The 24,962-nt window shown below is 62.1% G+C and carries 22 protein-coding genes; 10 read left to right on the forward strand and 12 right to left on the reverse strand.

Features of this window, described 5'->3' with window-relative positions; translation table 11 throughout:
* The first annotated feature begins 86 nt into the window (after window positions 1-86).
* Window positions 87-1,895, forward strand: coding sequence for a diguanylate cyclase (locus B5483_RS13575; RefSeq protein ID WP_079730770.1), 1,809 nt, complete (start codon window positions 87-89; stop codon window positions 1,893-1,895).
* Between the two features lie 137 nt (window positions 1,896-2,032).
* Entirely contained in the window at window positions 2,033-2,233 is a 201-nt protein-coding gene (locus B5483_RS13580) for a hypothetical protein (protein ID WP_245829200.1), read from the forward strand.
* On the opposite strand, the gene B5483_RS13585 is transcribed toward B5483_RS13580, so the two are convergent.
* Window positions 2,234-2,542, reverse strand: a complete 309-nt coding sequence (locus tag B5483_RS13585) for an alkylphosphonate utilization protein (protein WP_054944676.1) — start codon at window positions 2,540-2,542, stop codon at window positions 2,234-2,236.
* A 202-nt stretch (window positions 2,543-2,744) separates the two neighbouring features.
* Between B5483_RS13585 and B5483_RS13590 the strand changes: the two genes are divergently transcribed.
* Window positions 2,745-3,212, forward strand: coding sequence for a ferritin-like domain-containing protein (locus B5483_RS13590; protein ID WP_079730772.1), 468 nt, complete (start codon window positions 2,745-2,747; stop codon window positions 3,210-3,212).
* A gap of 40 nt (window positions 3,213-3,252) precedes the next feature.
* On the opposite strand, the gene B5483_RS13595 is transcribed toward B5483_RS13590, so the two are convergent.
* Window positions 3,253-4,122 carry an oxygenase MpaB family protein gene (locus B5483_RS13595; protein ID WP_079730773.1) on the reverse strand — a complete coding sequence of 290 codons (870 nt, stop codon included), beginning with the start codon at window positions 4,120-4,122 and terminating at the stop codon, window positions 3,253-3,255.
* Window positions 4,123-4,276: 154 nt separating this feature from the next.
* On the opposite strand from B5483_RS13595, the gene B5483_RS13600 reads away from it, so the two are divergent.
* Complete coding sequence (locus B5483_RS13600) at window positions 4,277-4,963, forward strand: pentapeptide repeat-containing protein (RefSeq protein WP_176168054.1); 687 nt, start codon at window positions 4,277-4,279, stop codon at window positions 4,961-4,963.
* Window positions 4,964-5,493: 530 nt separating this feature from the next.
* Here B5483_RS13600 and B5483_RS13605 read toward each other — a convergent pair.
* From B5483_RS13605 to B5483_RS13645, 9 genes are read right to left on the reverse strand one after another with little or no spacing between them, the layout of a single operon-like run.
* Entirely contained in the window at window positions 5,494-7,152 is a 1,659-nt protein-coding gene (locus tag B5483_RS13605; RefSeq protein ID WP_054944306.1) for an AMP-binding protein, read from the reverse strand.
* Window positions 7,149-8,552, reverse strand: a complete 1,404-nt coding sequence (locus B5483_RS13610) for an aldehyde dehydrogenase family protein (protein ID WP_079730775.1) — start codon at window positions 8,550-8,552, stop codon at window positions 7,149-7,151. Before B5483_RS13610 ends, B5483_RS13605 begins: the two co-directional genes overlap by 4 nt.
* A gap of 29 nt (window positions 8,553-8,581) precedes the next feature.
* Window positions 8,582-10,810, reverse strand: a complete 2,229-nt coding sequence (locus tag B5483_RS13615) for a TonB-dependent receptor (RefSeq protein ID WP_079730776.1) — start codon at window positions 10,808-10,810, stop codon at window positions 8,582-8,584.
* Between the two features lie 30 nt (window positions 10,811-10,840).
* Window positions 10,841-11,344 carry a c-type cytochrome gene (locus tag B5483_RS13620; RefSeq protein ID WP_079730777.1) on the reverse strand — a complete coding sequence of 168 codons (504 nt, stop codon included), beginning with the start codon at window positions 11,342-11,344 and terminating at the stop codon, window positions 10,841-10,843.
* Entirely contained in the window at window positions 11,344-11,841 is a 498-nt protein-coding gene (locus B5483_RS13625) for a c-type cytochrome (protein ID WP_079730778.1), read from the reverse strand. Before B5483_RS13625 ends, B5483_RS13620 begins: the two co-directional genes overlap by 1 nt.
* Window positions 11,838-12,389 carry a methylamine dehydrogenase light chain gene (locus B5483_RS13630; RefSeq protein WP_041558370.1) on the reverse strand — a complete coding sequence of 184 codons (552 nt, stop codon included), beginning with the start codon at window positions 12,387-12,389 and terminating at the stop codon, window positions 11,838-11,840. Before B5483_RS13630 ends, B5483_RS13625 begins: the two co-directional genes overlap by 4 nt.
* Before the next feature lie 2 nt (window positions 12,390-12,391).
* The gene (locus B5483_RS13635) at window positions 12,392-12,985 is read right to left on the reverse strand and encodes a redoxin family protein (protein ID WP_054944876.1); all 594 of its coding nucleotides are present in this window, start codon (window positions 12,983-12,985) and stop codon (window positions 12,392-12,394) included.
* Window positions 12,985-13,473, reverse strand: coding sequence for a MauE/DoxX family redox-associated membrane protein (locus tag B5483_RS13640; protein WP_079730779.1), 489 nt, complete (start codon window positions 13,471-13,473; stop codon window positions 12,985-12,987). The genes B5483_RS13635 and B5483_RS13640 overlap by 1 nt, the downstream gene beginning before the upstream one ends.
* A complete protein-coding gene (locus B5483_RS13645; RefSeq protein ID WP_245829203.1) occupies window positions 13,473-14,618 on the reverse strand; it encodes an amine dehydrogenase large subunit in 1,146 nt (381 codons plus the stop codon). The genes B5483_RS13640 and B5483_RS13645 overlap by 1 nt, the downstream gene beginning before the upstream one ends.
* A gap of 172 nt (window positions 14,619-14,790) precedes the next feature.
* Here B5483_RS13645 and B5483_RS13650 point away from each other — a divergent pair, with 172 nt between their 5' ends.
* Window positions 14,791-15,462: a TetR/AcrR family transcriptional regulator gene (locus tag B5483_RS13650; RefSeq protein WP_079730781.1), complete on the forward strand. Its 672-nt coding sequence runs from the start codon at window positions 14,791-14,793 to the stop codon at window positions 15,460-15,462.
* 50 nt (window positions 15,463-15,512) lie between these two features.
* On the opposite strand, the gene B5483_RS13655 is transcribed toward B5483_RS13650, so the two are convergent.
* Complete coding sequence (locus tag B5483_RS13655; protein WP_079730782.1) at window positions 15,513-18,029, reverse strand: TonB-dependent receptor; 2,517 nt, start codon at window positions 18,027-18,029, stop codon at window positions 15,513-15,515.
* A gap of 121 nt (window positions 18,030-18,150) precedes the next feature.
* Between B5483_RS13655 and B5483_RS13660 the strand changes: the two genes are divergently transcribed.
* The 5 genes from B5483_RS13660 to B5483_RS13680 are packed head-to-tail and all read left to right on the forward strand — an operon-like array spanning window position 18,151 to window position 24,905.
* The gene (locus B5483_RS13660; protein WP_054944881.1) at window positions 18,151-18,828 is read left to right on the forward strand and encodes a GntR family transcriptional regulator; all 678 of its coding nucleotides are present in this window, start codon (window positions 18,151-18,153) and stop codon (window positions 18,826-18,828) included.
* Complete coding sequence (locus B5483_RS13665; RefSeq protein ID WP_079730783.1) at window positions 18,828-19,757, forward strand: hydroxymethylglutaryl-CoA lyase; 930 nt, start codon at window positions 18,828-18,830, stop codon at window positions 19,755-19,757. Before B5483_RS13660 ends, B5483_RS13665 begins: the two co-directional genes overlap by 1 nt.
* On the forward strand, window positions 19,757-21,805 hold the full coding sequence (locus tag B5483_RS13670) for a hydantoinase/oxoprolinase family protein (RefSeq protein WP_079730784.1): 2,049 nt from the start codon (window positions 19,757-19,759) through the stop codon (window positions 21,803-21,805). The genes B5483_RS13665 and B5483_RS13670 overlap by 1 nt, the downstream gene beginning before the upstream one ends.
* 11 nt (window positions 21,806-21,816) lie before the next feature.
* Window positions 21,817-23,712, forward strand: coding sequence for a hydantoinase B/oxoprolinase family protein (locus B5483_RS13675; RefSeq protein WP_079730785.1), 1,896 nt, complete (start codon window positions 21,817-21,819; stop codon window positions 23,710-23,712).
* A complete protein-coding gene (locus B5483_RS13680; RefSeq protein ID WP_054944885.1) occupies window positions 23,709-24,905 on the forward strand; it encodes a CaiB/BaiF CoA transferase family protein in 1,197 nt (398 codons plus the stop codon). The genes B5483_RS13675 and B5483_RS13680 overlap by 4 nt, the downstream gene beginning before the upstream one ends.
* Window positions 24,906-24,962 lie beyond the last annotated feature (57 nt).

A 24,962-nucleotide genomic window follows, 5' to 3' on the forward strand; every position in this document is an offset into this window, starting at 1 on the left:
GAGGCGCCTTGCGTACGTTTGCGGCACAGGAGACCCGGTCGGGCCTTTAACCATTGGATATCCCGCGTGGTCTATAGGCTGGCATCATGCGCTTATCGACCATCACAAACTGGGCATATGGAGCGACCGTTGCCCTCACGCTCGCATCGGGTGCGACCATGCTCATGGCATCGACCGCCCAGAAGCAGGAGCGCGATGCCGTGCAGCAGCGCTACGAACTCGATCATGCAACGTCGCTCGTCGCGGAAGATATCGGTGTCCTCAGTGGCCTTGCGCGGCAGTACGCGATCAGCGGCAGCCTGGCTGACCTCACTGCCTATCGGCACGAGCTCAAGGAACTGATGAAAGTCGAAGATCGCGCCCGGCACATTCGCGATGCCGGCGCGAGCAGCGCGGAGCTGTATGATCTGCAACAGGTGTTCCGGCAGGCCGACGCTCTGCTGGACGAACAGGATGCCGCCATCAAGGTGCGCGGCCAAGGCGACCGCGGTCAGGCCATCGCCATCCTGTTCTCGCCTGAGTACGAGCGCGAGCTGGAGCGCATCCAGGCCGGCGTCGTCCGGTTCCAGAGCCGTATCGACCAGCGTACCGAGATGGCCATGCAGGAAGCCGTGCGCACCTCGCGGCTCTGGCGAACCACATCGGAAGTCATGCTGGGTATAACCGGCCTGCTGTTTCTGTGCGTTCTCTATTTCATATTCCGTCGCCGCGTGCTCCATCCGGTCGTGAAACTCAGCGACGTCGTGACGCGGCTGGCGGCGCAGGACTATGCCGTCGAACCGCCGGTCTACGACCAGATCGACGAGATCGGCGACATGGCGCAGGCCCTGCGGATCTTTCGCGAGAACGGTATTGAGCGGCAACGGCTCGAACAGGAGCGCGATGCCGACCGCAGCGTACGCGACCTGCTCTCGCGCATGACGCAGCGCATGCAGAACTGTGACACGATCGACGACCTTCGCGGCATCGTCGAACGCTTCATTCCCAGCATTGTCCCATCGGCCGCGGGGAGCCTGTTCCTGCTCGATTGCGAACGGGACGCGATGGTCGAATTCTGCTCGTGGTCCGAGCCGCAGCAGTCACGTTCGAGCTTCCCGGTCAGCGCGTGTTGGGCCCTGCGGCGCGGCGGCCTGCACAAGGCGGCGGGCAATGTGATCGATGTGCCCTGCGATCACCTCGAGCTGACGGGCAAGGGCGTAGCAGACACGATCTGCCTTCCACTCGTCGCGCGGCGCGGAACGCTGGGCCTGCTTTATTTCGAATTCGCTGTCGGAGGTGCCTCCGCAACCGTCTCGGATGTGTACCTGAACATCCTGGCCGAAAACGTCGGACTGGCCCTCGACAACCTGCGGCTGCGCGATGCTCTGCAGGATATGGCCATGGCCGATCCGCTGACTAGCCTCTCGAACCGCCGCAAGCTCGAGGTCGCCCTTGAAAGCCACGTGGCAGAGGCCCGGCCTGACCTGTCGATCAGCTGCGCCATGATCGACATCGATCACTTCAAGCGCTTCAACGATGAATATGGCCACGATGCGGGCGATGCGGTCTTGCGCGCGGTCGGGAAGGCTCTGAAGGACGCTGTCCGGTCCGATGACCACGTGTTCCGCTATGGAGGGGAGGAGTTCCTGTTGCTCATGCCCGGCCTCGGCCCAGAAGAAGCCGCACGGCGGGTCGAAGGCATCAGGGCATCGATCGCTGCACTGCGACTGCGTCATGCCGACAGGATTCTCGGAGAGGTCCATGTATCGGCCGGGGTTGCCTGCGCGCCGGCGCATTGCGATCGCGACGGCTTGGTGCATGCCGCCGATGCGGCCTTGTACGAGGCCAAGCGAAACGGTCGCAACCGGGTGGCGATAGCTCCGCTGAAGGAGTTGGAGGGCAGGGCCGCCGGCTAGGCGCGCCATCCCGCTGCTGGCGCGGCACCGGTGCGAGCAGGACATTCGAAAAACCTGAACAAATAGGCTGGTTTTATCCGAATTCTCCTGGGGGAAGGGCATCGGCATAGATGCTGCGACCCACTGGAGTTGCCCCCATGAGCAAGTTTTTCGAACCCATCGGTATGTGCGCCAGGCAGTTCGCGAACATCGCCGAGCCTGCCATCATCGCATTCAGTGTCGCGGGATTGACCGGCGGCACGCTGGCTACGCTGGGCATCCTTGCCGAACATGCCCGTGGGCGGGGTTCGGCAAGGACACTTGCAGCGGATGATGTCACTTGCGGTGGAGAGGCGTGATCAGCGCTTGCGCACGAATTCAGCCCGCAGCACCAGGCCCTTGATCCCCGGATACTTGCAGTCGATCTCCTGGGCATCGCCGGTGAGCCGGATCGAGGGGATCAGCGTTCCGCGCTTGAGCGTCTGGCCGGCCCCTTTCACGTCCAGGTCCTTGATCAGCGTCACGGCGTCGCCATCGGCCAGCAGGTTGCCGACTGCATCGCGCACTTCCACGGTGTCTTCCGCCGCACGCTTGGCCGCCAGTTCCGAAGCGGGCAGCCATTCGCCGCTGTCCTCGTCGTAGATGTAGTCCTCTGAGTCGCCCGACATGTCTTGATCTCCAGTTTGTTCAGCCCTTGGCAGAGAGGCGGGCATTTGGCGAGGGCAGCGGGCATATTTCGTATCGATGTGCAGGTCGCGTCGTACTGCGTCGTGAGCGAATTCGTGGTAAAGTTGGTTCCGCGCTTTCGTCGATCTGCCCACTTTGGCCCGGCGAAGGCCCGCGGGGGATCTGACCGGAAAGGAGACTCCCATGCCACAGATCGACAAGGAGCGCGTCGTCGCCCTCCTCAACAGCATTCTTGAGCAGGAATTGGCAGGCGTCGTTCGCTATACGCACTATTCGTTCCTCGTCTTCGGTTTTGGCCGCATCCCGATCGTTTCGTGGTTGCGCAGTCAGGCCGACGAGTCCCTGCTGCATGCTCAGGAAGCAGGCGAAATGGTGACCCTTCTGGGAAGTCATCCTTCGCTGCGGATCGGGCCGTTGCTGGAGAGCCACGAACACGACATCGGCGCGATCCTGCGCGAATCCCTCGCCGCGGAAGGTGAGGCGCTGAAGCTTTATCGGCAATTGCTGGGGGCGGTGGATGGAAAGTCCGTTACGCTGGAAGAATATGCGCGCAAGATGATCTACGCCGAGGAAGTCCACGCCAGCGAAGTGGACAAGATGCTGCGCAAACCCGGCGATATCGATGCATTCGCGGAGGAAGAGATCGCTTAGGTCCTTCATGCAATTGATGCGCCCCCGCGCACACTTGCTCCTAGCTTGCGGTGGATTTTTCGATCGCTCGGCGCGCGGTGCCGCCCTGCAGGGCCCAGCGCAGCAAGACCTGCGCGCCTTGGGCGCCGCTTCGCACCAAGAGCCGTTCCGGCCCCTGAAGTGCAAGGTGGTGCATGCGGGCCGCCCAGCCGGGAAGCAGGTCGATTGCCGCCTTGCTGCTGACGGTGCGAAACAGCCGGGGAGCGAGCCGGGACGGGCGGGGAGACAGAAGTGCACGGGCCACTTCGCGCGTTCGCAAGTCGAAACGCATTTGCGGGCGCATATCCTCGTAATAAAGCTCGCACTGGTTAAGGCTGACCGGAACGGCGATCGCCCCCAGCCTGCGCGCAATCTCGGACATTTCCTGAAGGTATCTGTCCCGATCGGCGAAGGACAGGAAAGGGTCGCGATAGCGCACATAGGCGCGCAGGAAGCTGGTTGCCGAGGTGACATGAACCCAGGTCACCAATTCAGGGTCGCGCGCGCTATAGGGCGTGCCGTCGGGCAGGTGTCCCCGGACGCAATCGTGGATGGCATTGATCCGTTCGATCAGCGCAATGGCGTGAGGAGTCGAGCCATATGTCGTTCCGGAAACGAACTGTGCCGTCCGACGTAACCGCCCCAAGGGATCCTCACGAAAATTGGAGTGATCCCAGACGCCTGCAAGCACCCGGGGGTGGAGCATCTGGAGCAGCAGCGCAGACAGGCCACCGATCATCATCGTCATGAAATCGCTGTGAACCCGCCATGTCACCGAGGATGGGCCGAAGAGCCCATGGTCTCCGGCTGCCCGCTCACTGTCGATCGCGCCCGAACCGGAACCGATAAGGGCATGGACTTGTCCGGTGATCGATCTGCGAATGCGGTCCATGCCCCCAAGATAGGGGCGTGTGCCCCGGAATTTAAGCTGGGCGGGCCTGTTGCACTCTCTTCTGCGCTGCCACTTCGGACGGGGGATCGGTAAATCCGGTCAAAGATGGCGGGGCCTGCTGGCTCGCTACGCGCTCAGGGGCTAGGGTCTGCCCATGGATGATCTGTTTTCCGATCGCGCCGTGCGCGACCAGACCTTGTCGCGACCCGATCTAGAGGCGATGCAGGGGACCGAGCAGGTCCTCATCGAATGCGAGCTTGAGGAAGTTGATCTTTCCGGGCTCGACCTTTCGCGATGGACGTTCGAGCGCTGCACCCTGCGCCATGCCGACGTTACAAGCGCCAATCTCGAAGGCACCGTCTGGCAAACGTGCCGCGGCGCCTTTGCCAATTTCCTCGCCAGTGACCTTAGTGATGCGCGGTTCGTCGCCTGCGATTTCAACAACGCGACCTTCAAGCGCGCGAACCTGCAGTCCGCGCGGTTCGAGCGTTGCAAGCTGACCGGTGCCGACCTGAGCGAATTGCGCGGTATCGATATCGCTTTCGAGGAAACCCTGCTCGTAAACGCGATCCTGACCGGGCATTCGTTTCGCAGAGCCAACCTCACACGGACCGATTTCTCGCAGGCGGATCTGCGCAAGTGCGATTTCCGGCAGGCGCACTTTGCCGAATGCAGCCTTCGTGAAGCGAGCATGGAGGGTGCGCGTTTCGACGGTGCCGATTTGCGCGGAGCCGATCTGGGCGGTGTGCGTCTGGTCGATGCCAGCCTGTTTCGCGGCGCGACGATATCGCGTGAGCAGGCAGGCCAGCTGTTGGGCGAGTTGGGCCTCAACGTTCGATAGGAATGCGCGCCCGGCGATTGCCGATAATGAAGCGGGTTCGAGAAGAAGGGACCCCTTCACGAACCCGCTCCACGTTCCCTGGAACACGCCAACCCATCGGCAGGCATGACCCAGGGAGGGTCACCTCGTCAAAACTGTGACTGCTGGCCCCCGCCAGACGGTCTTGCTCCCCCCAATTTGCGAGCAAGATCGCTATCGATGCGATTATGAGTTCTTTTTGATGCGATGCAACAATTAAAATGGATTTCTATTAATATAGGAAAAAGTTGAAAAGTTGTTCAGGTTGTGAGCCGCATTAAATTGCGTGCTTCAATTCGAGAGCTTTCCAAAGTTAACCGCCTCCGTCATTCATAGGGTCCAGGGTATCGTCGATGCTACGGAGAACGCCTGCAATCGGTGCGCGGATAGGCATAATTATAGAATAAATTCAGTAATATAATGGGTGCGTGGCCAGTTGTTCGAAGCGCGTTTGTACGCCCAGGATGCAAAGCGAAGGGGCTCGGTGCTTCAGCAGCGTCTCGAGGTCCGTTTTAACTGCTGGGTGACCCGATTGGCGTGCCTGTCGCTCGCTTCAGCTCGTCTTCCATGATTTTGCGCATGGCGAATTTTTGCGCCTTGCCGGTGACGGTCATCTCGAAGCGCTCGACGACTCGCACGTAGCGAGGGACCTTGAAGTGGGCGATGCGTCCCTTGCAGTGGTCCAGCACACATTGCGTGGTCAGCTCTGCGTCCGGTCTGGCGATGATCCAGGCGCAGACTTCTTCGCCATACTTCTCATCTTCGACGCCAAAGACCTGGACATCGAGGATCAGGGGGTGGGTGAGCAGGAATTCCTCGATCTCCCGGGGGTAAATGTTCTCGCCGCCGCGGATGATCATGTCCTTAATGCGCCCGGTGATGCGCACATATCCGTTTGCATCCATCACCGCGAGGTCGCCCGAATGCATCCAGCCCTCGGCGTCGATCGCCTCGGCCGTGCGCTCGGGATCTTCCCAGTATCCGCGCATCACGGCATATCCCCGCGAACAGTACTCTCCCTGTTCGCCGATCGGCAGGGTCTGGCCGTCCAGCCCGATGATCCGCGCTTCGGCATGAGGATGAACGCGACCGACCGAAGCAACGCGTTCCTCGACCGGATCGTCCGTCGCCGTCTGCGTGGTAAGGGGGCTGGTCTCGGTCATGCCGTAGCCGATCGTGACTTCGCGCATGTTGAGCTGCCCCATGACTTCGCGCATGAGGCTGACCGGGCAGGTCGCGCCTGCCATGATGCCCGTGCGCAGGCTCGAGACGTCGAAGGTGCCGAACCCGGAATGGTTGAGCACGGCAATGAACATCGTCGGCACGCCGTAGAGTGCCGTGCAGCCTTCCTCTGCCACTGCGGCGAGAACCTTGCCGGGTTCGAAGGCCTCGTCGGGATAGACCATCGCCGCGCCGCTGGTGAGGGCAGCGAGGTTGCCGAGCACCATCCCGAAGCAGTGGTAGAGCGGGACCGGAATGCAGATCCGATCCCTGGGCGAGAGGTGAATCGTGCGGCCGGCGAAGTATCCGTTGTTGAGGATGTTACGATGAGTGAGCGTGGCGCCCTTCGGGAATCCGGTGGTACCGCTGGTGAACTGGATGTTGATCGCATCGTTGCGATCGATTGCGCTGGCGGCCTGCACCAGCAGATCTGCGTCAGGTTCGGCGCGCAGGTCTGACCACGGCTCGAAGCCCTCGAAGCGCTCCTCGCCAAGTGAAACAACGTGACTCAAGGTCGGCAGGCGTTCTCCGCCCAGTTCGCGCAGCATCGCGATGTAGTCGCTCGACTTGAACCGGGCAGCGGTCACCAGCATCGAGCAGCCGACCTTGTTGAGCGCATATTCGACTTCGGAGAGGCGGTAGGCGGGGTTGATATTGACCAGGATCGCGCCGATCCGCGCCGTCGCAAACTGGATCACGGTCCATTCGGCGCAATTGGGCGCCCAGATGCCCACGCGCTCGCCCTTGCGCACGCCGCGGCGCAGCAGCCCGGTGGCAATGCGATCGACTTCCTCGTCAAGCTCCTGCCAGGTGTAGCGCAGTCCCTGATGGCGCGAGACGAGGGCAAGCCCTGTGCCCCACCGGTGGGCGGCATCGCGCAGCGCCTCGCCGATGGTCGTTTCAAGCAGCGGTGTGTCAACCGGTCCTTTGGCGTAACTCATCCCGTTCATCGTGCAATGTTCACAACCTTGAGCTGGGTATATTCGGCAAGCCCTTCGGCCGATTGCTCGACGCCGAGCCCGGAACTGCGGAAGCCGGCCATCGGAATGTGCGGGCCGATCGCAATATGCTGATTGACCCAGACCTGCCCGCTGTCGATCCGTCCGGCAATCTCGGCGGCCTTCGAAACGTCCTGGGACCACACCGATCCGCCGAGCCCGTACTCGCTGGCATTGGCACGCGTCACGACATCGTCGATGTCGCGGAAGGCTATGACCGGCAGGATCGGACCGAACTGTTCCTCGTCGACTATGCGGTCTCCGTCGTGCACGTCGCGCACGATTGTCGGTTCGATGAAGTAGCCTTCGCGGTCGAGCACCTTGCCACCGGCGATGATCCGGCCTTCCTTGCGCGCGGTTTCGAGGAAGTCCTTGACCTTCTCGAACTGCTGGCGGTTCTGGATCGGGCCGATCCGCGTGCCCTGCTTGAGACCGTCATCGACGACGGCTTCCTCGGCGAGCCGGGCAAGTTCGTCGCACATGGCATCGTAGATGGCCTCATGAACGTAGGCGCGCTTGATCGCGAGGCAGACCTGGCCGCAGTTGAGAAAAGCGTTGCCGAAGATCGCCTGCGCTGTTGCGCGCACATCGACATCCTCGAGCACGATGGCCGGATCGTTGCCGCCCAGTTCCAGGGTAACGCGTTTGAGGCCAGCTGCACTGCTGGCGAGGATGGCCTTTCCGGTGCCGGTCGACCCGGTAAAGCCGATCTTGGCGACATCCGGATGTGCGGTGAGGTGCGGGCCAAGGTCGTTGGCATCGGTGATGATGTTGACGACGCCGGCCGGGAACACGTCACGGCACAGCGCGCCAAGCATCAGTGCACAGACGGGCGTCGTCGGCGCTGGCTTGAGCACGATGCAATTGCCGGCGAGCACGGCCGGGCCGATCTTCCAGCAGGCGAGCAGCAGCGGGAAGTTCCATGCGGTGATGCCCACGACCACGCCCAGCGGCTTGTGCTGGACCGCGATGTAGCCCTTATCGTCGTCCTGGATGATCCGGTCGGGCAGTTCGAGCGTCGCGTAGTGGCGCAGGTAGCCTTCGGCCCATCCGACTTCTCCCTGCGCTTCGGCAAGTGGCTTGCCCTGTTCGAGCGTGAGCGCTCGGGCCAGTTCGTCCGCGTTGGCGGCAATCGCGTCGGCGAGCTTCAGGATGCAGGCGCGACGTTCTTCGAAAGGCGTCGCGCCCCAGCCGGCCAGGGCGGCCTTGGCTGCTGCAATGGCTTCGTCAGCCTGCGCTTGCGAGGCCCGGGGAACTACGGCGAACGGCTCCCCGGTTGCAGGATTGACGACGTCGAGCGTTGCGTCGCCGGCGACGAGTTCGCCGCCGATCAACATGCGATAGTCAGCCATCTATGTCCTCTCCCTGGACGGTGTCCGTCTCAGAATTTCATGCCGACACTGGCGCCGTAAGTGCGCGGTGTGCCGATGTGATTATAGTCGAATCCGAAGCCGGCCAGAAGGTCGACGCGGGATGTGAAATAGAGCTTGTTGGTCAGGTTCTTGCCCCAGATGGAGGCGGTCCAGCGACCATCGGCGGTCTCGAAGTCGAGGTGTGCGCCGAGGATGGCATAGCCCGACTGCTGCAGGCGCGGCACGTTGATGACCTCGAAATACTGCGACGACTGGTAGGCCATTTCCGGGTGGAGGCTAAGCTTGCCGGTATCGTTGTCCATCACTGTCAGGTCGAGGCTGGCATTGAAGGTCAGGCTGGGTGCGTTCGACAGCCGGTTGCCGTCGACGACGGTCCCGCTCACCGTGCCGTCGATGATCTTGCTCGACAGCAGACCGACGCCCGAATGGAGCGAGATCATGTCGTTGGCGCGCACGGTCAGCTCCGCCTCGGCGCCATAGATCCGCGACTTGGGAATGTTGAGCAGCGTCTGCGCCGCAGTCGACGGGTCGACGTTGATGAACTGCTGGTTGCGGTAATCGTAGTAGAACGCGGCCATGTTGAGCGTGACGCTCCGTCCGGCGAACTGCGTCTTGGCGCCAACTTCGTAGGATGTAACCTTCTCCGCCTTGGCGACCGAAAGCTCGGAAGGGTCGAAAAATGCCTGGGCATTGAAGCTGGGCGCGCGGAAACCGCGGCTGACCGAAGCGTAGATCATGTTGCCATCGGCCAGATTGTAGTCGAGCCCGATTTTGCCGGAAAGATTGTCGGTCTTGTAAGACAGGCTGGAAGTCGGGATCAGCGTGGCGACAAGGCTCTCGTCCACGCCCAGGGCATCGGCCCGGAAGTCGGACTGCTTGCCGGTATCGTGGGTATAGCGAAGGCCGCCGCGCAAGGTGATGGCGCTGTTCAGCTCGTACTTTACGTCAGTGTAGATTGCATAGCTCTTCTTGACCTGCGTGAAGCTGTTGCGGAACAGGCAGGCGATGCCGTCGTCGGTGGGATCGGCATTGGTCAGGCCCTCGACGCAATCGTCGACGGTCACCATGTTGTCGCCAGTGAGATCGATGTCCTTGCCGATCTCGAAGGTGGTCCGGTTGAACACCTTCTCGCGGTTGAAATAGGCGCCGAGGATGAAATCGAAGGGGCCGCCGGTGTCGCTGGTCAGGCGCAGGTCCTGCGCAAACTGGGAGGCGCGGTCGTAATAGGGGATTTCGAGAAGCTGGCTCGCGGTGCCGTCGGTATCCTCATAGAAGGACAGCTTGCCCTTGTCCCATGAAGTGACGCTGGTAATGCCCAGCGTATCGGATACGTCGATATTCGTGGTCAGCGCCACCGAGTAAGTGCGCGCGCGGCGGCGCTGCGCGATATCGGAGGCTATCTCGAACTTGCTGAGGCCCGGCCTGTTGATGTCTTCCGGCTGCGCGTAGATGCCGTAATTGCGCGGGTTCTGGTAGCTGGTCGACGCGCGCAAGGTGAAGCGAACGGTATCGGAGGGCTCGAATTGGATCGATCCGCGCACGCCGTATTCGCGAGTACTCGCAAGATCCGGCATGCCGGGCACGACGTTCCTGAACCAGCCGTCGGCGCGCGCAAAAGTGCCGGCGAGGCGGATCGCGGCATTGTCGCCCAGTGGCGCATTGACGGCCCCGCTTGCTTCCATGCGGTTGTAGTTGCCGTAGCCAAGGTTCACATAGCCGGTCGTTTCTCCCAGCTTGGCTGTGCGGCTGATGATATTGACTGCACCGCCGGTTGTATTCTTGCCGTAAAGCGTGCCTTGCGGGCCGCGCAGCACTTCAACGCGTTCCAGATCGTACATGGCTACGCCGAGGAAGGCGAAGTTGCCCTTGTAGACCTCATCGTAATAGGTTGCGACCGGGCTCGACTGGTTGAGGCTGTAGTCGGACATCGAAACGCCGCGCAGGGCGAAGATCGGAGTGTTGTCACCGACGATGGATGTGAGCTGCAGATTGGCGACCTTGGTCACGAGATCGTCGTCGCTATTGGCGCGGGAAGCGGCGAGGGCATTGCCCGAAATCGCCGAAATCGAGATCGGAACGTCCTGAAGGTTTTCGCTGCGCTTGGCTGCGGTGACGACGATTTCACCGTTGGGCAGATCGCTATCTTCATCGGTCGCCTGCGCGAAGGCCGGGACAGACGTGAGGGCGATGGCAAGTGCGAGGCCGGAAGGTAGCAGATGCAACGTATTCCTGGACATATGACTGTGATCCCTGTTTGAGTATATTTGTTATTCCTGATGCGTCTTGGGCACCTCTTTGCCTGCCTCGAGGTGCTCGATCAGCTGTGCGCGCATGGTCGCCCGCTCCAACCGCAGAGGTCTGCTGCGCAGCTGTCCGATTTCGTCTGCGGTGTAAGGCTTGAAGTCTGCAGGAACGTGGTCCCGGTCGAACCGGAACAAGGCGTAATTGAGCACCTGTGCGGTCCGGATGTTATCGAGGTCGACGCTTGCCACTCCCGGAACACGACCGAGGAACTCGCGTCCTCCCGGGACCGAAAGGAAGCGGGCCACTTCGCCTGCCAGGGGCGGGGTGTTTGCCGGATTGCCCTGTCCGTCCGGCTGGTGACAGCCCTGGCACTTGAGCATGTAGTCGACGCGGGCCTGTGCGGCATTGGGCACGCCCGGCAGCCCTGCGTTCACCGCTCCGCCTGCACCTGCATCCACCCGCGCCGCCAGAACGGTCGCGACGACCAAGCCGAGCGCGAAGGGGAGGACAAGATGCAGCGCACGCATCACTTCGGTCCCGCACCGGCGTGGAGCTTGGCCACTTGCGCAGCGCTCAGAGCTGCGCCCGATTTGCGTGCTGCCGCCACTTCGGCGCTTGTGAAGGCCTTGAAGGCCGGGCCGGTTTTGGCGATCTTTGTGCCGATATGGTTGAGCACCGAGGCGATGTCGTCGTCGTCGAGGCCGGACTGCGCGGGCATCAGACCGCGATAGGTCTTGCCTTCCACTTCGATCGGACCGGAAAGTCCGCGAATTACGGCGAGCGAGAGATAGCGGCGGCCATCCTTGCTGGTCGCCAATTCGCGGAAATCGCGCTGGAGTGGGGGATAGGCGCCCGGAACGCCGGCTCCGGTGGCCGTGTGGCAGGCCGCGCAGCGCTTGAACAAGACCGCGCCGTCCTGGGTTGAAGCGGGAGAGGGGGGGGAGGCCTGCGCTGCGCCAAGACCTCCCGCCGTGATCGTGGCGAGGGCTGTGAGGGTAGCCAGAAGATACGCGCGGGGGATCACTGCGCATCCTCCAGTGCGACACCGACGATCGCGGCGACCGAGCAGTTGTAAACGCTGCTTTCGGTCCCCAGGCACCAGTTGTAATCGTTGTTGGACTGTGGGCGAACCTGGGGCCTGTCGCCCTCATTGCGGTTGCACAGGCACTGGCCGCAGGAACTGGCGCCGCAGCAGTCGTTGTAGCTGATGACGTAGGCGCGCCCGTCGGCCGGGTTGGTGCAGGTACCGATCCAGGTGATCGGCGACATCTCGGTCCCCGGCGGGCAGCTGTTGACAGTGCCGCCGCAGCAGCTGCACAGGAAGCCGTCGATCGCGCAGTAGCGCCAGTAGTCGCACGATGCGCGGTCGCCCGGATCCTGCGGGGTGCCCGAGGTGATAGGCGGGCGGCCGGTTCCGCCGCCATGAGGCGTTGCGGCACGGGCAACCGGTAGCAGGGGCAGGGCTGCGGTTCCCGTCACCAGCCCGCCGAGCCAGGCCAGAGAACTGCGCCGTGAGGTGCCCTTGGCCAGGCGCCGGGAAAGGGTCTCGGTGAGTTTGTCGATACCGGACATCGTCATGCGCTCCCGTTGCGACGGCCGAGGAATTCCTGGATCGAGGCGACCCCGCGTTCCTTGGCTTCGAAGAGGCTTTCAAGGTGCTCCCGGCTGTTCACGAGGCCGAGCGATGCGACGCGGCCGGTCTCGTCCAGAAGGACGGCGTAGGGCAGCTTAGAGACACCGAAGGAGCGGCCGAGAGCTTCGGAAAGGACCATCGGCGTTCCGGCCAGGCCGTGCTCGGAAGCCATGCGGCCATAGGCGCCCGCATCGCCGTCTCCTGCCAGCACGACGTCGAGCCAATCCCTTTCGGCACGGGCGGCGGAGCGCAGCACCGGCAGCAGCGACTTGCACATCGGGCAGTCGGGGGCGGCGAAGAACACCAGCTGGCTCTTGCCTTGCCGCTTGCCACCGACCGTGACAGCGCTGCCATCGACGGCCTGCAGGGTCAGCGCGGTCGGGACTTCCCCCACGGAAACCTTCTGGTGCAGTGTCAGGGCACCGGCAGGGGCGATGCGTTCATGGAGGATGCCGACCTGTCGGGCCAGGGCCCCGACCATGACGGCGAGCACGATTACAACGGCCCAAAGCAGGATTTGCGACGTCAGGATCATCACCGGGTCCTTGCATTAAGAGGGAGCGCGCCGAGTTCGGCCGAGGCAAACCACAGCGCCAGTAGGGCGAAGGCAGCAAACGGGGCATCGACGGTCCAGAGGAAGGGAACGGGCGCGGCGAGGGCGAAGAGCGCCAGGCCTGCCAGGCAAAAGGGGCGGCAGATCGCAGAAGCTCCGATCCGCTTGGCCCGCTGCGAGAGGTCGCAGCCGCAATCGAGCGTCTGGCCGCGACGGCCCAAAAGGAGGGCGCCATAGCCGCACCACAGTGCGGTTGCGGCAATGGCGCCGCCAGTGCGGGTAGGTTCGAGCAGGAGGGCGAGGGCCGCGAGCCCTTCAAGTCCAGCGGCGGCGAAGGCTGCAGCGGTTGCCGTTGCCTCCGGCATGCCGGTGAGCCGTGCGGTCGCCTGCGCCATGCGCTGCGGCGATGCGAACTTGTGCCCTGCCGATATGGCGAGCACGAGCGCGAGGAAGAGTGTCAGTGCGCTCATCACTGGGCCGGCATGATGACGAGGGGGTTGAAGGCAACGGTCGCGCCCAGATCGCGCAGCGGCTTTCCGGTCGCGGCGTCGAAAACGGCGATCGCGCCATCGGGGCGGGCAATGACAAGTTGCGGCTGGTCCTCGCGGGTGACGGCGATTGATGTCGCCATGCCCTCAAGGTCGATCCGGCGCACCTGTGTACCGGTCGCGGGATCGATCACCCAGACTTGTGTGCCGCCGTCCTTGTGGCTGCCTTCGCGGCCATGCGGGCTCATCAGGACATAGAGCAGCCCCTTGGCATCGCTGGAGATGACCTGCCAGCCGCCGGGACGCCACTGCGGATCGCCGCCCGGAGCCGTGCCGACATTGGCCGAGCCGGTCGGTCGGGCAACGTTGCCCGACAGATCGAATCCACGCAGTTCACCGTAGTAACTGACGAACCAGGCCGTGCGTCCCACCATCGCCGGCATTCCGAAAAGCGGCTGCTTGTCGATGTCCTGCACGCTGGCGATTGTCTTTGAGCTGGCAACGCTGCCCTGTTCGTCAAGAGTGATCGAAATCATCGAACCGTCGGCGCACAGGCTGCTGAAACCGCGGCTACCGGTGGGATAGATATGCGTGCACCCGGGAAGATCGATTTCTCCCAGCACCTTCCTGCCGTCGAGATCGACGACCGTGACCGACTGCGCGGGCGTGAAGTTTGCGACAAGCGCCCACTTTTCGGCATTGGTGAACTGGAAGACCCCGGTGTAGGTCACCGACTGCTGGCGCTTGCCGCCGGGCAGGATAATCTCCCCTTTCGGTTGCAACGTGGCCGTATTCCAGATTGTAATCGCATCAGTGCGTTCACCTCTGGTCAGTCGCGAATAGAAGGTTTCGGAGGTGTAAATCTCGTTCTTCGTGCGTGAATACAAGACGTTGGCGAACTGAGTGGCTCGCAAGGTGCCCTTGAGCGGCAAGTCGGGCGATTTGGTGTCGACAATTGCCAGGCGCCCATCGATAAGGGCATTGAAGTGAAAGTCCTGAATCAGCACCCAGTCTTTCGGATACTGGGCCGGTAATGACTGAACGCTGGGGATCTCTTCGTCAGGCAAAGGCTTTGCGAACTGGGCCGATTCCGCGGCGAATGCGCCGGTCGAGGGCGTCAGCGACATTAAGCCAAGTGCAATCGAGGCATGCGTCAGGCGCATTTATTCAACCCCCCTCAAATACGAGCTCATGCTCTGTGTTGCTCGAATAGTGCTCCTCTTTGACAAATTCTGTCAAGTGACCTAAATTTGTCCGGTTGCGTGTATTCGCCCAACTGCCGGAATCGGGAATAACTGCATGAACAAAGACCATAAATTGGCGATTACAGTTGAGGATCTGGCCTTCCCGCCTCGTCAGGGTGGCTACACCAAGGGGCATGAGACGCGTGAGGAAATCCTGAGGTCAGCGCTTCAGATCCTGGTCGACGAAGGGTACCGGGCTATGAGTATGCGCCGAGTCGCGACCGAGTGCGGTATGAAGTTCGGGAACCTGACATACCACTTTCCCACCCGTGAAGATCTGGTGCGCGAATTGCTGGACGCCGTGATCAGCAGCTACGAGCTTGCCTTCGAACAGATATCACATCGGCCCGGCGTTGATCCGCGCGAGCGCCTCACCGATATGTGCAAGTTGATCCTTGAGGACATTCGCACGAAGAAGACCACGCGGATATTCCCCGAATTATGGGCCCTTTCCAACCACGATCCTTTCGTCCTTGCCCGCGTCCAGGATCTCTATCGAAGGGCCCGCGCGCCTCTGATCGAGATTATCGGCGAAATGCGGCCCGACCTTGGTCAGGAGGATCGTGAATGCATAGCCCTGTTCATCTCGGTCTCGATGGAAGGCACGACCCCTTTTGCAGGCTATGAGAAGCCATTCGAGCCCCGCATGCCAGCGATAGGGAAGATCGCCATCCACTCGTTCATATCGTTGGTTGAGACCTATCCGGGTTCTGGAGAGGCGCAATGACGTGCCTGCCGGCCCGCTTTCCCGTCACGAGCCAGCCGGCGCGCATCTCCTCAGAAGTTGAAACCAGCCTCGACGCCGACGACCCGGCGCGCTCCAGGCGAAATGAACGATCCGCCGAACTCGATCGCGGGGATGACTTCGGCAAGGTATTTGCGGTTCAGCATATTGTCCGCGAAGACGGCGATGCTGAAGCGGTCGGATTGAATCCCCGCGCGCAAGTTGAGGACGCCGAACGCGTCGCGCTTGGCTGTCGAGTAATTCGCATCGCCAACCGCTGCCGGAAGTCCCAGTGCCGAGATAGGCAAGAGGCCGGAGAACAGCGTCGGCCGGGTCTGGTCCTGCACCGTGCTGAACCATGTGGGGCCGGTAACGCGGTAGTCCGCTCTCACAAGTACGTTCAGAGTGTCGTTGAGCGGGGCATTGATTTCGGTTCCGAGGTTGATCGTATAGTCGGCGGTGTAGGGCGACTTGTTGCCCACCGTATAGGTGCGTGAGCTGTTCTTCTTGATCTTGCTATCGGTGACGTTGAGCGAGCCGTAGAACTTCCACGTCGGCAGGACCTTGGCCGTGACGTTCAGTTCCGCGCCCTTTATCTCGACCAGATCGATGTTCGAAACCACGCGCAGCAGGCCGAAGCTGCCGACGAAGAATTCGAAGAACTGCATGTCGTGGACGCGTGTATAATATCCTGCGAGGTCGAAGGTCAGGCGATTGTCGAGGAACTGCGCCTTGACGCCCGCTTCCCACGCGCTCGACCATTCCTTGTCGTACTGGTCCCTGATTGTCACATCGGCATTGATGAAGGCGTTGAAGTTCTGGTCGATCAGGGCGGCCGATCCCTGATTGTTGAAGCCTCCCGATTTGAAGCCGATGCCCCAGTTGGCATAGAGGTTGATATCCGGGGTCGGTTCCCAGTTAACCGTGACCTTGGGTTGCAGTTGCTTGAAGGTCGCCGATTGCGGCGTCAGCGGGCCGAAAGCCTGGCCTGGGTTGATCGGTCCGCCGGTGAAGGGATCGGTTGCGTCTGGTACGAGCGAGGACGACTTGCGCTTCTCGACATCGTAGCGCAGCGCAAGCCCGGCCCGCAGCTGATCGGCCGGCTTCCACTCCAGCGAACCGAATGCGGCATAGACGTCGGTCTTGAACTTGTCGGCGAGCAGCAGCGACGTCGGATTGTCCGAGTCGGGCGCATTGTAGAGCTGTTTGATTACGCCATTGCCGTTGTCGGCGCCGAGGCTGACCCCGACCTTGCGGTCGATGTGCAGGAAGTAGCCGCCGACCTGCCATTGCAGTGGGCTGCCGTTGTCTGACATCAGGCGGATCTCGCCGCTTACGTCTTTCTGGTTGCGCACCTGATACTGCGTACCATCGCAAGTGGTCGGGCTATAGGGGCCGAAAGTCGATCCGTTCGCGGGATCGAAGATGAAGGGGATCGGGGTCGACCCGATGAAGCCTGGCTGGTTGACCGGAAACCCGGTGAGGGCGGCGGTGGAGCTGAAGCAGGACGCGACCGAAGAAGCCACTGCCGGGTCGACGGCATTGGTATAGCGCGCGAAGTCCGCAGATGTGCCATCTGCGACCAGATCCTGCTTGATGTCCGAATAGAGGGCCCAGGCGACCAGTTTGATATCGCCGAAGTCATGATCGATCTTGGCGGAGACATCGAAGCTCGATTGGTCGTTGGTTGCGCGGATGTTGTTGTAGAAATTGAACGGATGCTTGTTCACGTCTTCGTTGAAGGCCGGGTTAACCGCAGCGAAGCCCGGCAGGTGGAAGGCCGCGTTGAACGGCAGTGAGGCGCCGTGGAATTCGCCGTAGCGCGCCTTGATATCCAACTGGGTTGCCGTATCGCGGCCGACCAAGATGCGCCCGTCGACCGACCAGTCTTCCTTGTCGTCGATGGTGTGCGAATTGTTCGTGAGGATATTCTTGAAGAAGCCGTCCGTCTTTGCGTAGTAGCCGGAAAGCACTGCGCCGATGTTGCTTGTTATCGGTCCTGCGACATAGGCGGTCGCAGACCAGGTGTTGTTCTCACCATAGGAAGCGCGTGCACCACCCTTGAAGTAGTCATCGGGCTTGAGCGTCTGGATCACGATGGCGCCAGCCGCCGCGTTGCGACCGTAGAGCGCACCCTGCGGACCTTTGAGGATTTCCACCTGCTGCAGCGTGCCCTGTTGCTGGTTGAGCTGCGCGGTGTTCGTCTTGAGAATGCCGTCGACGACCAGTGCAACCGAGCTTTCGGCATCGCGCGCGCCATTGATGCCGCGAATGTTGATCTGGGTGTCGCCTGCTTCCGCGGTTCCCGTGACGATCGTCACGCCCGGCGTGAGGGATACGAAGTCCTGCGCCTTTTCGGCGCCGGTCTTGGCCAGGTCGGCTGCCGTGAGAACCGAAACCGATGCCGGCACGTCCTGAAGGCGTTCGTTCACGCGGCGTGCGGTGACGATGATCGTATCGCCGGTACTGTTCGCGCTTGTGTCGTTCGCACTGTCTTGTGCGTGGGCCGGCATGCTCATCAGAGCGAGACTGGCGACGGAGGTGGAAAGCAGCAGATTGATCGGACGCATGAACGGACCCCCTGTTGGTTCGTAATCGAGCGTAGTTCTGGCACCTCAAGGAACTTGCAATTTGCGTGATGAGAGTTGTATTGTATACAAACTGGGTAGGTCAAGTGATTTGGGAGTCTGCATGTCACGCGCCTCGGACCGGGCATACGCACAAGTCCGCGAAATGATCCTTTCCGGCGAGCTTCCTTCGGGCGCGCATCTCGTCGAGGAGGTTCTGGCGGAGCGTTGCGGCGTGTCGCGCACTCCGGTTCGGGAGGCTCTGCGGCGACTGGAAGCGGAGCTTCTCGTCAAGCGCAGCGCCACCCAGCGCATGTACGTGGCGGACTGGTCGCTGGACGACGTGGCAGAGGCTTTCGACTTGCGGGCAGTCCTGGAAAGCATGGTCGCGCGCCGCGCTGCCGAGAAGATCGATGCGCAGACGGTGAAACGGCTTCGTGCCTGCAATAACGCCATTAAACAGGCGATTTGCGCCGAGGTGCCCGATGTCGGGGGGTTCCTGGACGGCAACCGGGAGTTTCACGCGATCATCCTTCAAGCGGCCGATTCGCCTCGACTGGCGGCGCTGCTGGCCACGCTGATCGAGCAGCCGGTCGTGTGGCGCACGGCGCACCAGTACGGCCGTGAGGAACTGATGCGCTCGCACCATGAGCATGACGAGTTGATCGCGGCATTCGAAAGGGGCGATGGGGGATGGGCGGAGGCCGTCATGGCGGCCCATGTGCGGCGTGCATTCCACGCTTACGCCGATGCCCACAAGAGCGCGCTTTCGACTGACGCGCTGGTAGAGGCTGCCGAGTGATGTATACAAAATCGATTGAAATGGTCGAAGTCGGTCCGCGTGACGGGCTCCAGAACGAGAAGCACCAGGTCTCTGCCGCAGACAAGCTGGCGTTGATTGAGCGGGCCATCGCGGCAGGCTCGCGCCGCATCGAGGCGACCAGCTTCGTCAACCCGCGTGCCGTTCCCCAGATGGCCGACGCGGAGGAGGTTTGCGCAGGTCTGCCCGAGCGCGACGATGTGACCTATATCGGACTGGTCATGAACCAGCGCGGTGCCGATCGTGCCATCGCCACGGGTCGGATCGACCAGCTTGGCGCGGTTGCCGTGGCGACCGACCGCTTCGCGATGGCCAACCAGGGACAGACCAGCGATGGCTCGGTAGAAGCGTGCCGCACCATCATCGCGGCGGCGAAGGCGGCCGGTTTGACGGGGCAAGCCACGATTGCTGCCAGTTTCGGCTGTCCGTTCGAAGGCGAAGTCGCTGAAGATCGGGTGATCGCCATGGCGCAGGCTATTGCCGAGGCGAACCCCACGGAAATCTGCCTGGCCGACACCATTGGCGTCGCCAATCCGGCACATGTCGCACGGCTCGTGGCGCGGATTGGCAAGCTCGTCGATCCGCTTCCGGTGCGCGTCCATTTCCACAATACCCGTGGCACTGGCCTCGCCAATGTCTGGGCCGCCATCGAGGCAGGCGCCCGTATCGTCGACGCATCGATCGGCGGGCTGGGCGGGTGCCCTTTCGCACCGGGTGCAGCCGGTAACGTCGCAACCGAGGATGTCGTCTATATGCTCGAAAGGGCCGGGATATCGACAGGTCTCGATCTCGGGACCCTGATCGAGACGAACGGATGGCTGGCCTCCGTCATGGAAAAGCAGCTTCCCGCCATGGTGGCCAAGGCGCGGCTTTTTCCTCCGCATGATGAACAACCCAAGGAGCTTGCCTGATGCGCTATCGGCTGGGCGTCGATGTTGGCGGAACCTTTACCGACTTGCTTCTTTTCGACAACGAAACGGGCCACTTCTGGCGGCACAAGACGCCCTCGACACCCAGCGACAGTTCGGAGGGCATTCTTGCCGGGGTAGAAGCGATCACCCGCGCGGCGGATGTCGATCCCGGCCAGATCGAATACTTCCTTCATGGCACGACCGTAGCCACCAATGCGGTGCTGGAAGGCAAGGGCGCACGCGTCGGCCTGATTACGACCGAAGGCTTTCGCGACATCATGCAGATCGGGCGCAGTTTCGTGCCCGGAGGGCTGGCCGCGTGGATCGTCTGGCCCAAGCCTCAGCCTCTCGCTTCCCTTGAAGACACCGTTACCGTCAAGGGGCGCATGGATGCCGACGGCGCAGAGATCAGGCCGCTCGACGAAAGTGAGATCCGCGAGAAGCTGGCCGGTTTGCGAGACAGCGGCGTGGAGGCGATCACCGTCAGTTTGATCAATGCCTACGTCAACGGCGCTCACGAAACGCGGATCGGCGAGATTGCGCATGAGATGATGCCCGACATTCCGATCTCGCTCAGCCATGAAGTGCTGCCCGAAATGCAGGAGTACGAACGGACCCTGACGACGGTTGCCAACGCCTCGGTCCGACCGGTTGTGAGCAAGTACATCTCCAGCCTGCGCGACAAGCTTTCTGCCGCCAAGGTGAAGGGCAAGTTGTCCCTGCTGCGCTCCGACGGCGGCTTGATGAGTTCGCAAAAGGCGGAAGAACAGCCGGTCAGTATCCTCATGTCCGGCCCGGCCGGTGGCGTAACCGGGGCACTGTGGGTCGCCAAGAATGCGGGCCTGAAGAATATCCTCACCCTCGACGTCGGGGGAACCTCGACCGATGTGGCACTGGTCGAGAATCTCGAGCCGCGGCGCGTGCGCACGACCGATGTGGGGCACTTGTCGGTGCGCGCATCCTCGCTGGACGTGAAGACGGTGGGCGCAGGCGGCGGTTCGATCGCCTATGTTCCCGAACTGACCGGGGCGCTGCGTGTCGGCCCGCAATCGGCCGGCGCGATGCCGGGGCCGGTCGCCTATGGAAAGGGCGGAGTGCAGCCGACCGTTACCGACGCCAATGTCGTGCTCGGCTATCTGCCCGAGGATCTTCTGGGCGGTTCGTTCAAGCTGGACCGCGAAGGCGCTAAGGCCGCGGTGCAGAAAGTCGCCGATGCCCTTGGCATCGAGTTGATGGACGCGGCGCGCGGCATTATCGACATCGTCAACGAAAACATGTTCGGCGCGCTGCGCATGATCAGCGTCCAGCAAGGCTATGACCCGCGCCATTTCGCGCTGATGGGCTTCGGCGGTGCCGGTCCGCTCCATGTCAATGCCGTGGCGAAGCTGATGGGAAGCTGGCCGGCAATTTCTCCGGTATCCCCGGGCGTCCTGTGCGCTCTGGGCGATGCCACTACCCGGATGCGGACCGAAACCGCCCGCAGTTTCAGCCGCCTTGCCGGAGATACCGACATCGAGGAACTGGTAACGATTCTCGATGAAATGGCCGCCCAGACGCGCTCCGAGCTGATCGGGGACGGCATTCCCGAAAACGAGATCTCAAGCGCTTTCGAAGTCGATGTGCGCTATGCCGGGCAAGCCTTCGAAGTGCCGCTCACCATCGATCAGGCCACGCTGCGTTCGGAAGGCATCGAAGGGATCCTCAAGCGCTTCGACGAGGAACACCATCGCCTTTTCACCTTCAACATGGATACGCCGCAGGAGATCGTGAACCTGCGTGCGGTCGCCCTGGGTGAAGCGCCGCAATTGCCCGCGGCAGAATTGCCCAGGGGTGACGGCAATCCCGCCGCGGCGAAGATCCGTGATCACACCTTGTGGATGGACGGGCGCGAGCAGAAAGCCGTTATCTACGACCGCGCGCGCCTGCGCCAGGGCGATACGATTTCCGGTCCGGCCATCGTCACGGAAATGGACTCGACCACGCTGATCGAAAGCGGCTGTGTCGGCACGATCGACGCCGTCGGCAACATTCTGATCAATCCCGCCTGAGGAGTGAACCTATGCCTGCCAGGATCATCCAGGAAAACCCGAGGGCCTTCGAGAATGTCGCCATCGATCCGGTGACGTTGGACATTATCGAGAACGCCCTGCGCAACGCCCGCATCGAAATGGATGCCACACTCGTGCGCACGGCCATGTCGCCCGGTATACGCGAACAGGGTGATGCCTTCCCGCTGATCGCAGACCCCGACGGCAAGATGATCGTCGGCCAGTTCGGCAGTTTCATCGACGGTTTCCTCAAGTCCTATGACGGGACGCTTGAGGACGGCGACATGATCTTCCTGTCCGATCCTTACAGCTGCGATGGGGCCATCAGTCACTCGAACGACTGGTTGGTCCTCTTGCCGGTCTTCAAGGATGGGCGACTCCTCGCCTGGACTGCCATGTTCGGGCACCAGTCGGATATCGGCGGCAAGGTCGTGGGGTCCATGCCGATCGATGCCGGATCGATCTTCGAGGAAGGCGTGCGCATTCCCCCGGTGAAGATATGGCGCAAGGGCGAATACAATGAGGACCTGGTGAAGCTGGTCATGCACCAGACCCGCAAGCCGGACTGGTGCCAGGCAGACCTCAATGCGATCATCGCTTCATGCCGTGTGGCCGCGCGCCGAGTTATCGAGATTGCCGATCGCTTCGGCGATGACGTGTTCATCTCGGCGACGCAGGACCTGCTCAAGCGCAACCATCGGGCGATGAAGGCACTGATAGCGCAGGCCGTGGCGGAAGAGCCGGTCAGCTTCGAGGATTATGTGTGCGACGACGGCTTGGGATATGGCCCTTACCGGATCAAGTGCACCATGTGGCGCGAGGGGGACAGGGTCATCCTCGACTTCGAGGGTACCGATCCGCAGAGCGCGGCCTCGATCAATTTCTATCTCAACGAAAACATGTTCAAGATGTTCTTCGGCATCTACATGATCATGGTCTTCGACCCGCAGATCCTGTTCAATGACGGGTTCTACGATCTGATCGAAGTCCGCATTCCCGAAGGTTCCTTGCTGAAACCGAAATTCCCCGCAGCCCTGTCGGGTCGCACCCATGCGCTCGGGCGGATTTTCGACATTCTCGGTGGGTTGCTGGGGCAGAAGACCCCGGAATTCCTCAATGCCGCCGGCTTCAGCTCATCCCCGCACCTGTTCTATTCGGGCTGGGACAATCGAACGGGTCGGGATGGCGAATGGTTCCAGCTGTTCCAGATCGGCTTCGGTGGCATCCCGGGCAGGCCGCTGGGCGATGGGCCGGACGGGCATTCGCTCTGGCCGGGCTTCACCAACGTGCCGAACGAGTTCCTCGAGCGCTATTTTCCGCTGCGCATCGAACGTTACGAAACCGAGCCTGACAGTGGTGGCGCCGGTCTGCATCGCGGTGGTAACGGCATTCACATGACATACCGATTCCTTGCCGATGGCCAAATTGCCATCCACGACGATCGCTGGTTCGTTCCGCCTTGGGGCGTGAATGGCGGCCAGCCGGGCAAACGCGCCCGCAAGATACTCGAACGCGCCGACGGAAGCACCGAGATCATCGGTAACAAGGTCGATGAAGTGAAAGTGCAGGAAGGAGACCAGCTCCATTTCATCACCTGGGGCGGTGGTGGCTGGGGCGATCCGCTCGAACGCGATCCCGCAGTTGTCGCACGCGAAATCCGTGAGGGTCTGGTGAGCGTGGACGGCGCACGCGCCTACGGCGTTGTCGCCGACGGCACGGGGGCAGTCGAGGCCGAAGCGACGGCGCGTTTGCGCGATACGATGCGCGGCCAGCGAGAGCCGGGCCAGATCTTCAATTTCGGTCCGTCGATCGAGGAACTGCGACAGCGCTGTGAGGAAGAAACGGGCCTTGCTGCACCGGTTCAACCGGTATGGCGTAACCGCAGCATGACGGAGGCGATGCAATGATACCGGGCAATCCCGGCTCCATCGCCGGCATTCGCGTGGTCGAGCTGGGCCAGCTTCTGGCAGGTCCCTTCTGCGGTCAGCTCCTGGGCGACCTCGGTGCCGATGTCATCAAGGTCGAGCCGCCGGGCAAGGGCGATCCCATGCGCGAATGGGGGCAGGGCGAAGAAAAGGTCCAGTGGGAAGTCATTGCCCGCAACAAGCGCTCCGTGACGTGCAACCTGCGTGTTCCGGAAGGTCAGGCACTGGCACGCAGGCTGATACTGACCGCCGACGTGCTGGTCGAGAACTTCAAGCCCGGTACGCTGGAGAAGTGGGGGCTGGCACCCGATGACCTTCTCAAGGAAAAGCCGGGTCTGATTATCGCGCGTATGTCCGGTTACGGGCAGGACGGCCCCTATTCCGATCGTGCCGGGTTCGGCGGTGTCGGCGAGGCCATGGGTGGCTGGCGGTATGTCGTCGGCGAGCCGGATCGTCCGCCTTCGCGCATGGGCATCTCCATCGGCGATACGCTCTGCGCCACTTACGGGTGCATGGGTATTCTGGCGGCGCTGCACCACCGCGACAGGACCGGTGAGGGGCAGGTCATCGATACCGCTCTATACGAAGCGGTGCTGCAGGTGATGGAAGGGCTGGTTGCCGAGTACGACTACAACGGCATCATCCGTGAACGCTCGGGTTCGATCCTGCCCGGTATTGCGCCTTCGAACGTGTACACATGCAGGGATGGGCCGTTCATGATCGGCGCGAACAAGGATGCAATCTTCGTGCGGCTCGCCAGGGCGATGGGGCAACCCGAACTGGCCGAAGACGAAAGGTACGCCACGCACCTGGCACGCGGCAGGAACCAGACGGAGCTGGATAGTCTGATCAATGCATGGACATCCGGGCATACCATCGAGGAAGTCGATGCGCTGATGATCGAGCACTCGATCCCGGCGGGACGCGTCTATACCGCGGCCGACATGCTGGCCGACCCGCATTTCGCTGCCCGCAAGGCGATTGTGGAGGTGGAAACGCAGGAACGCGGCAAGATCAGGATGCAGAATGCGTTTCCGAAGTTTTCCAAAACGCCCTCATCGATCCGACGCCCTGCCCCTGCGCATCCTGGGCAGGATAATGAGGAAATCTATGGCGGGTTACTGGGCATGGAGCCCGACGAGATTGCGCGGCTGGCAACTCAGGGCATTGTGTAAGTGCCGTGGCATAACCGCTAAGGGGTCTCTCCCGGCAAATCTCGTAGAAATACATGC

This window comes from Novosphingobium mathurense (assembly GCF_900168325.1).
GTDB classification, from domain to species: domain Bacteria; phylum Pseudomonadota; class Alphaproteobacteria; order Sphingomonadales; family Sphingomonadaceae; genus Novosphingobium; species Novosphingobium mathurense.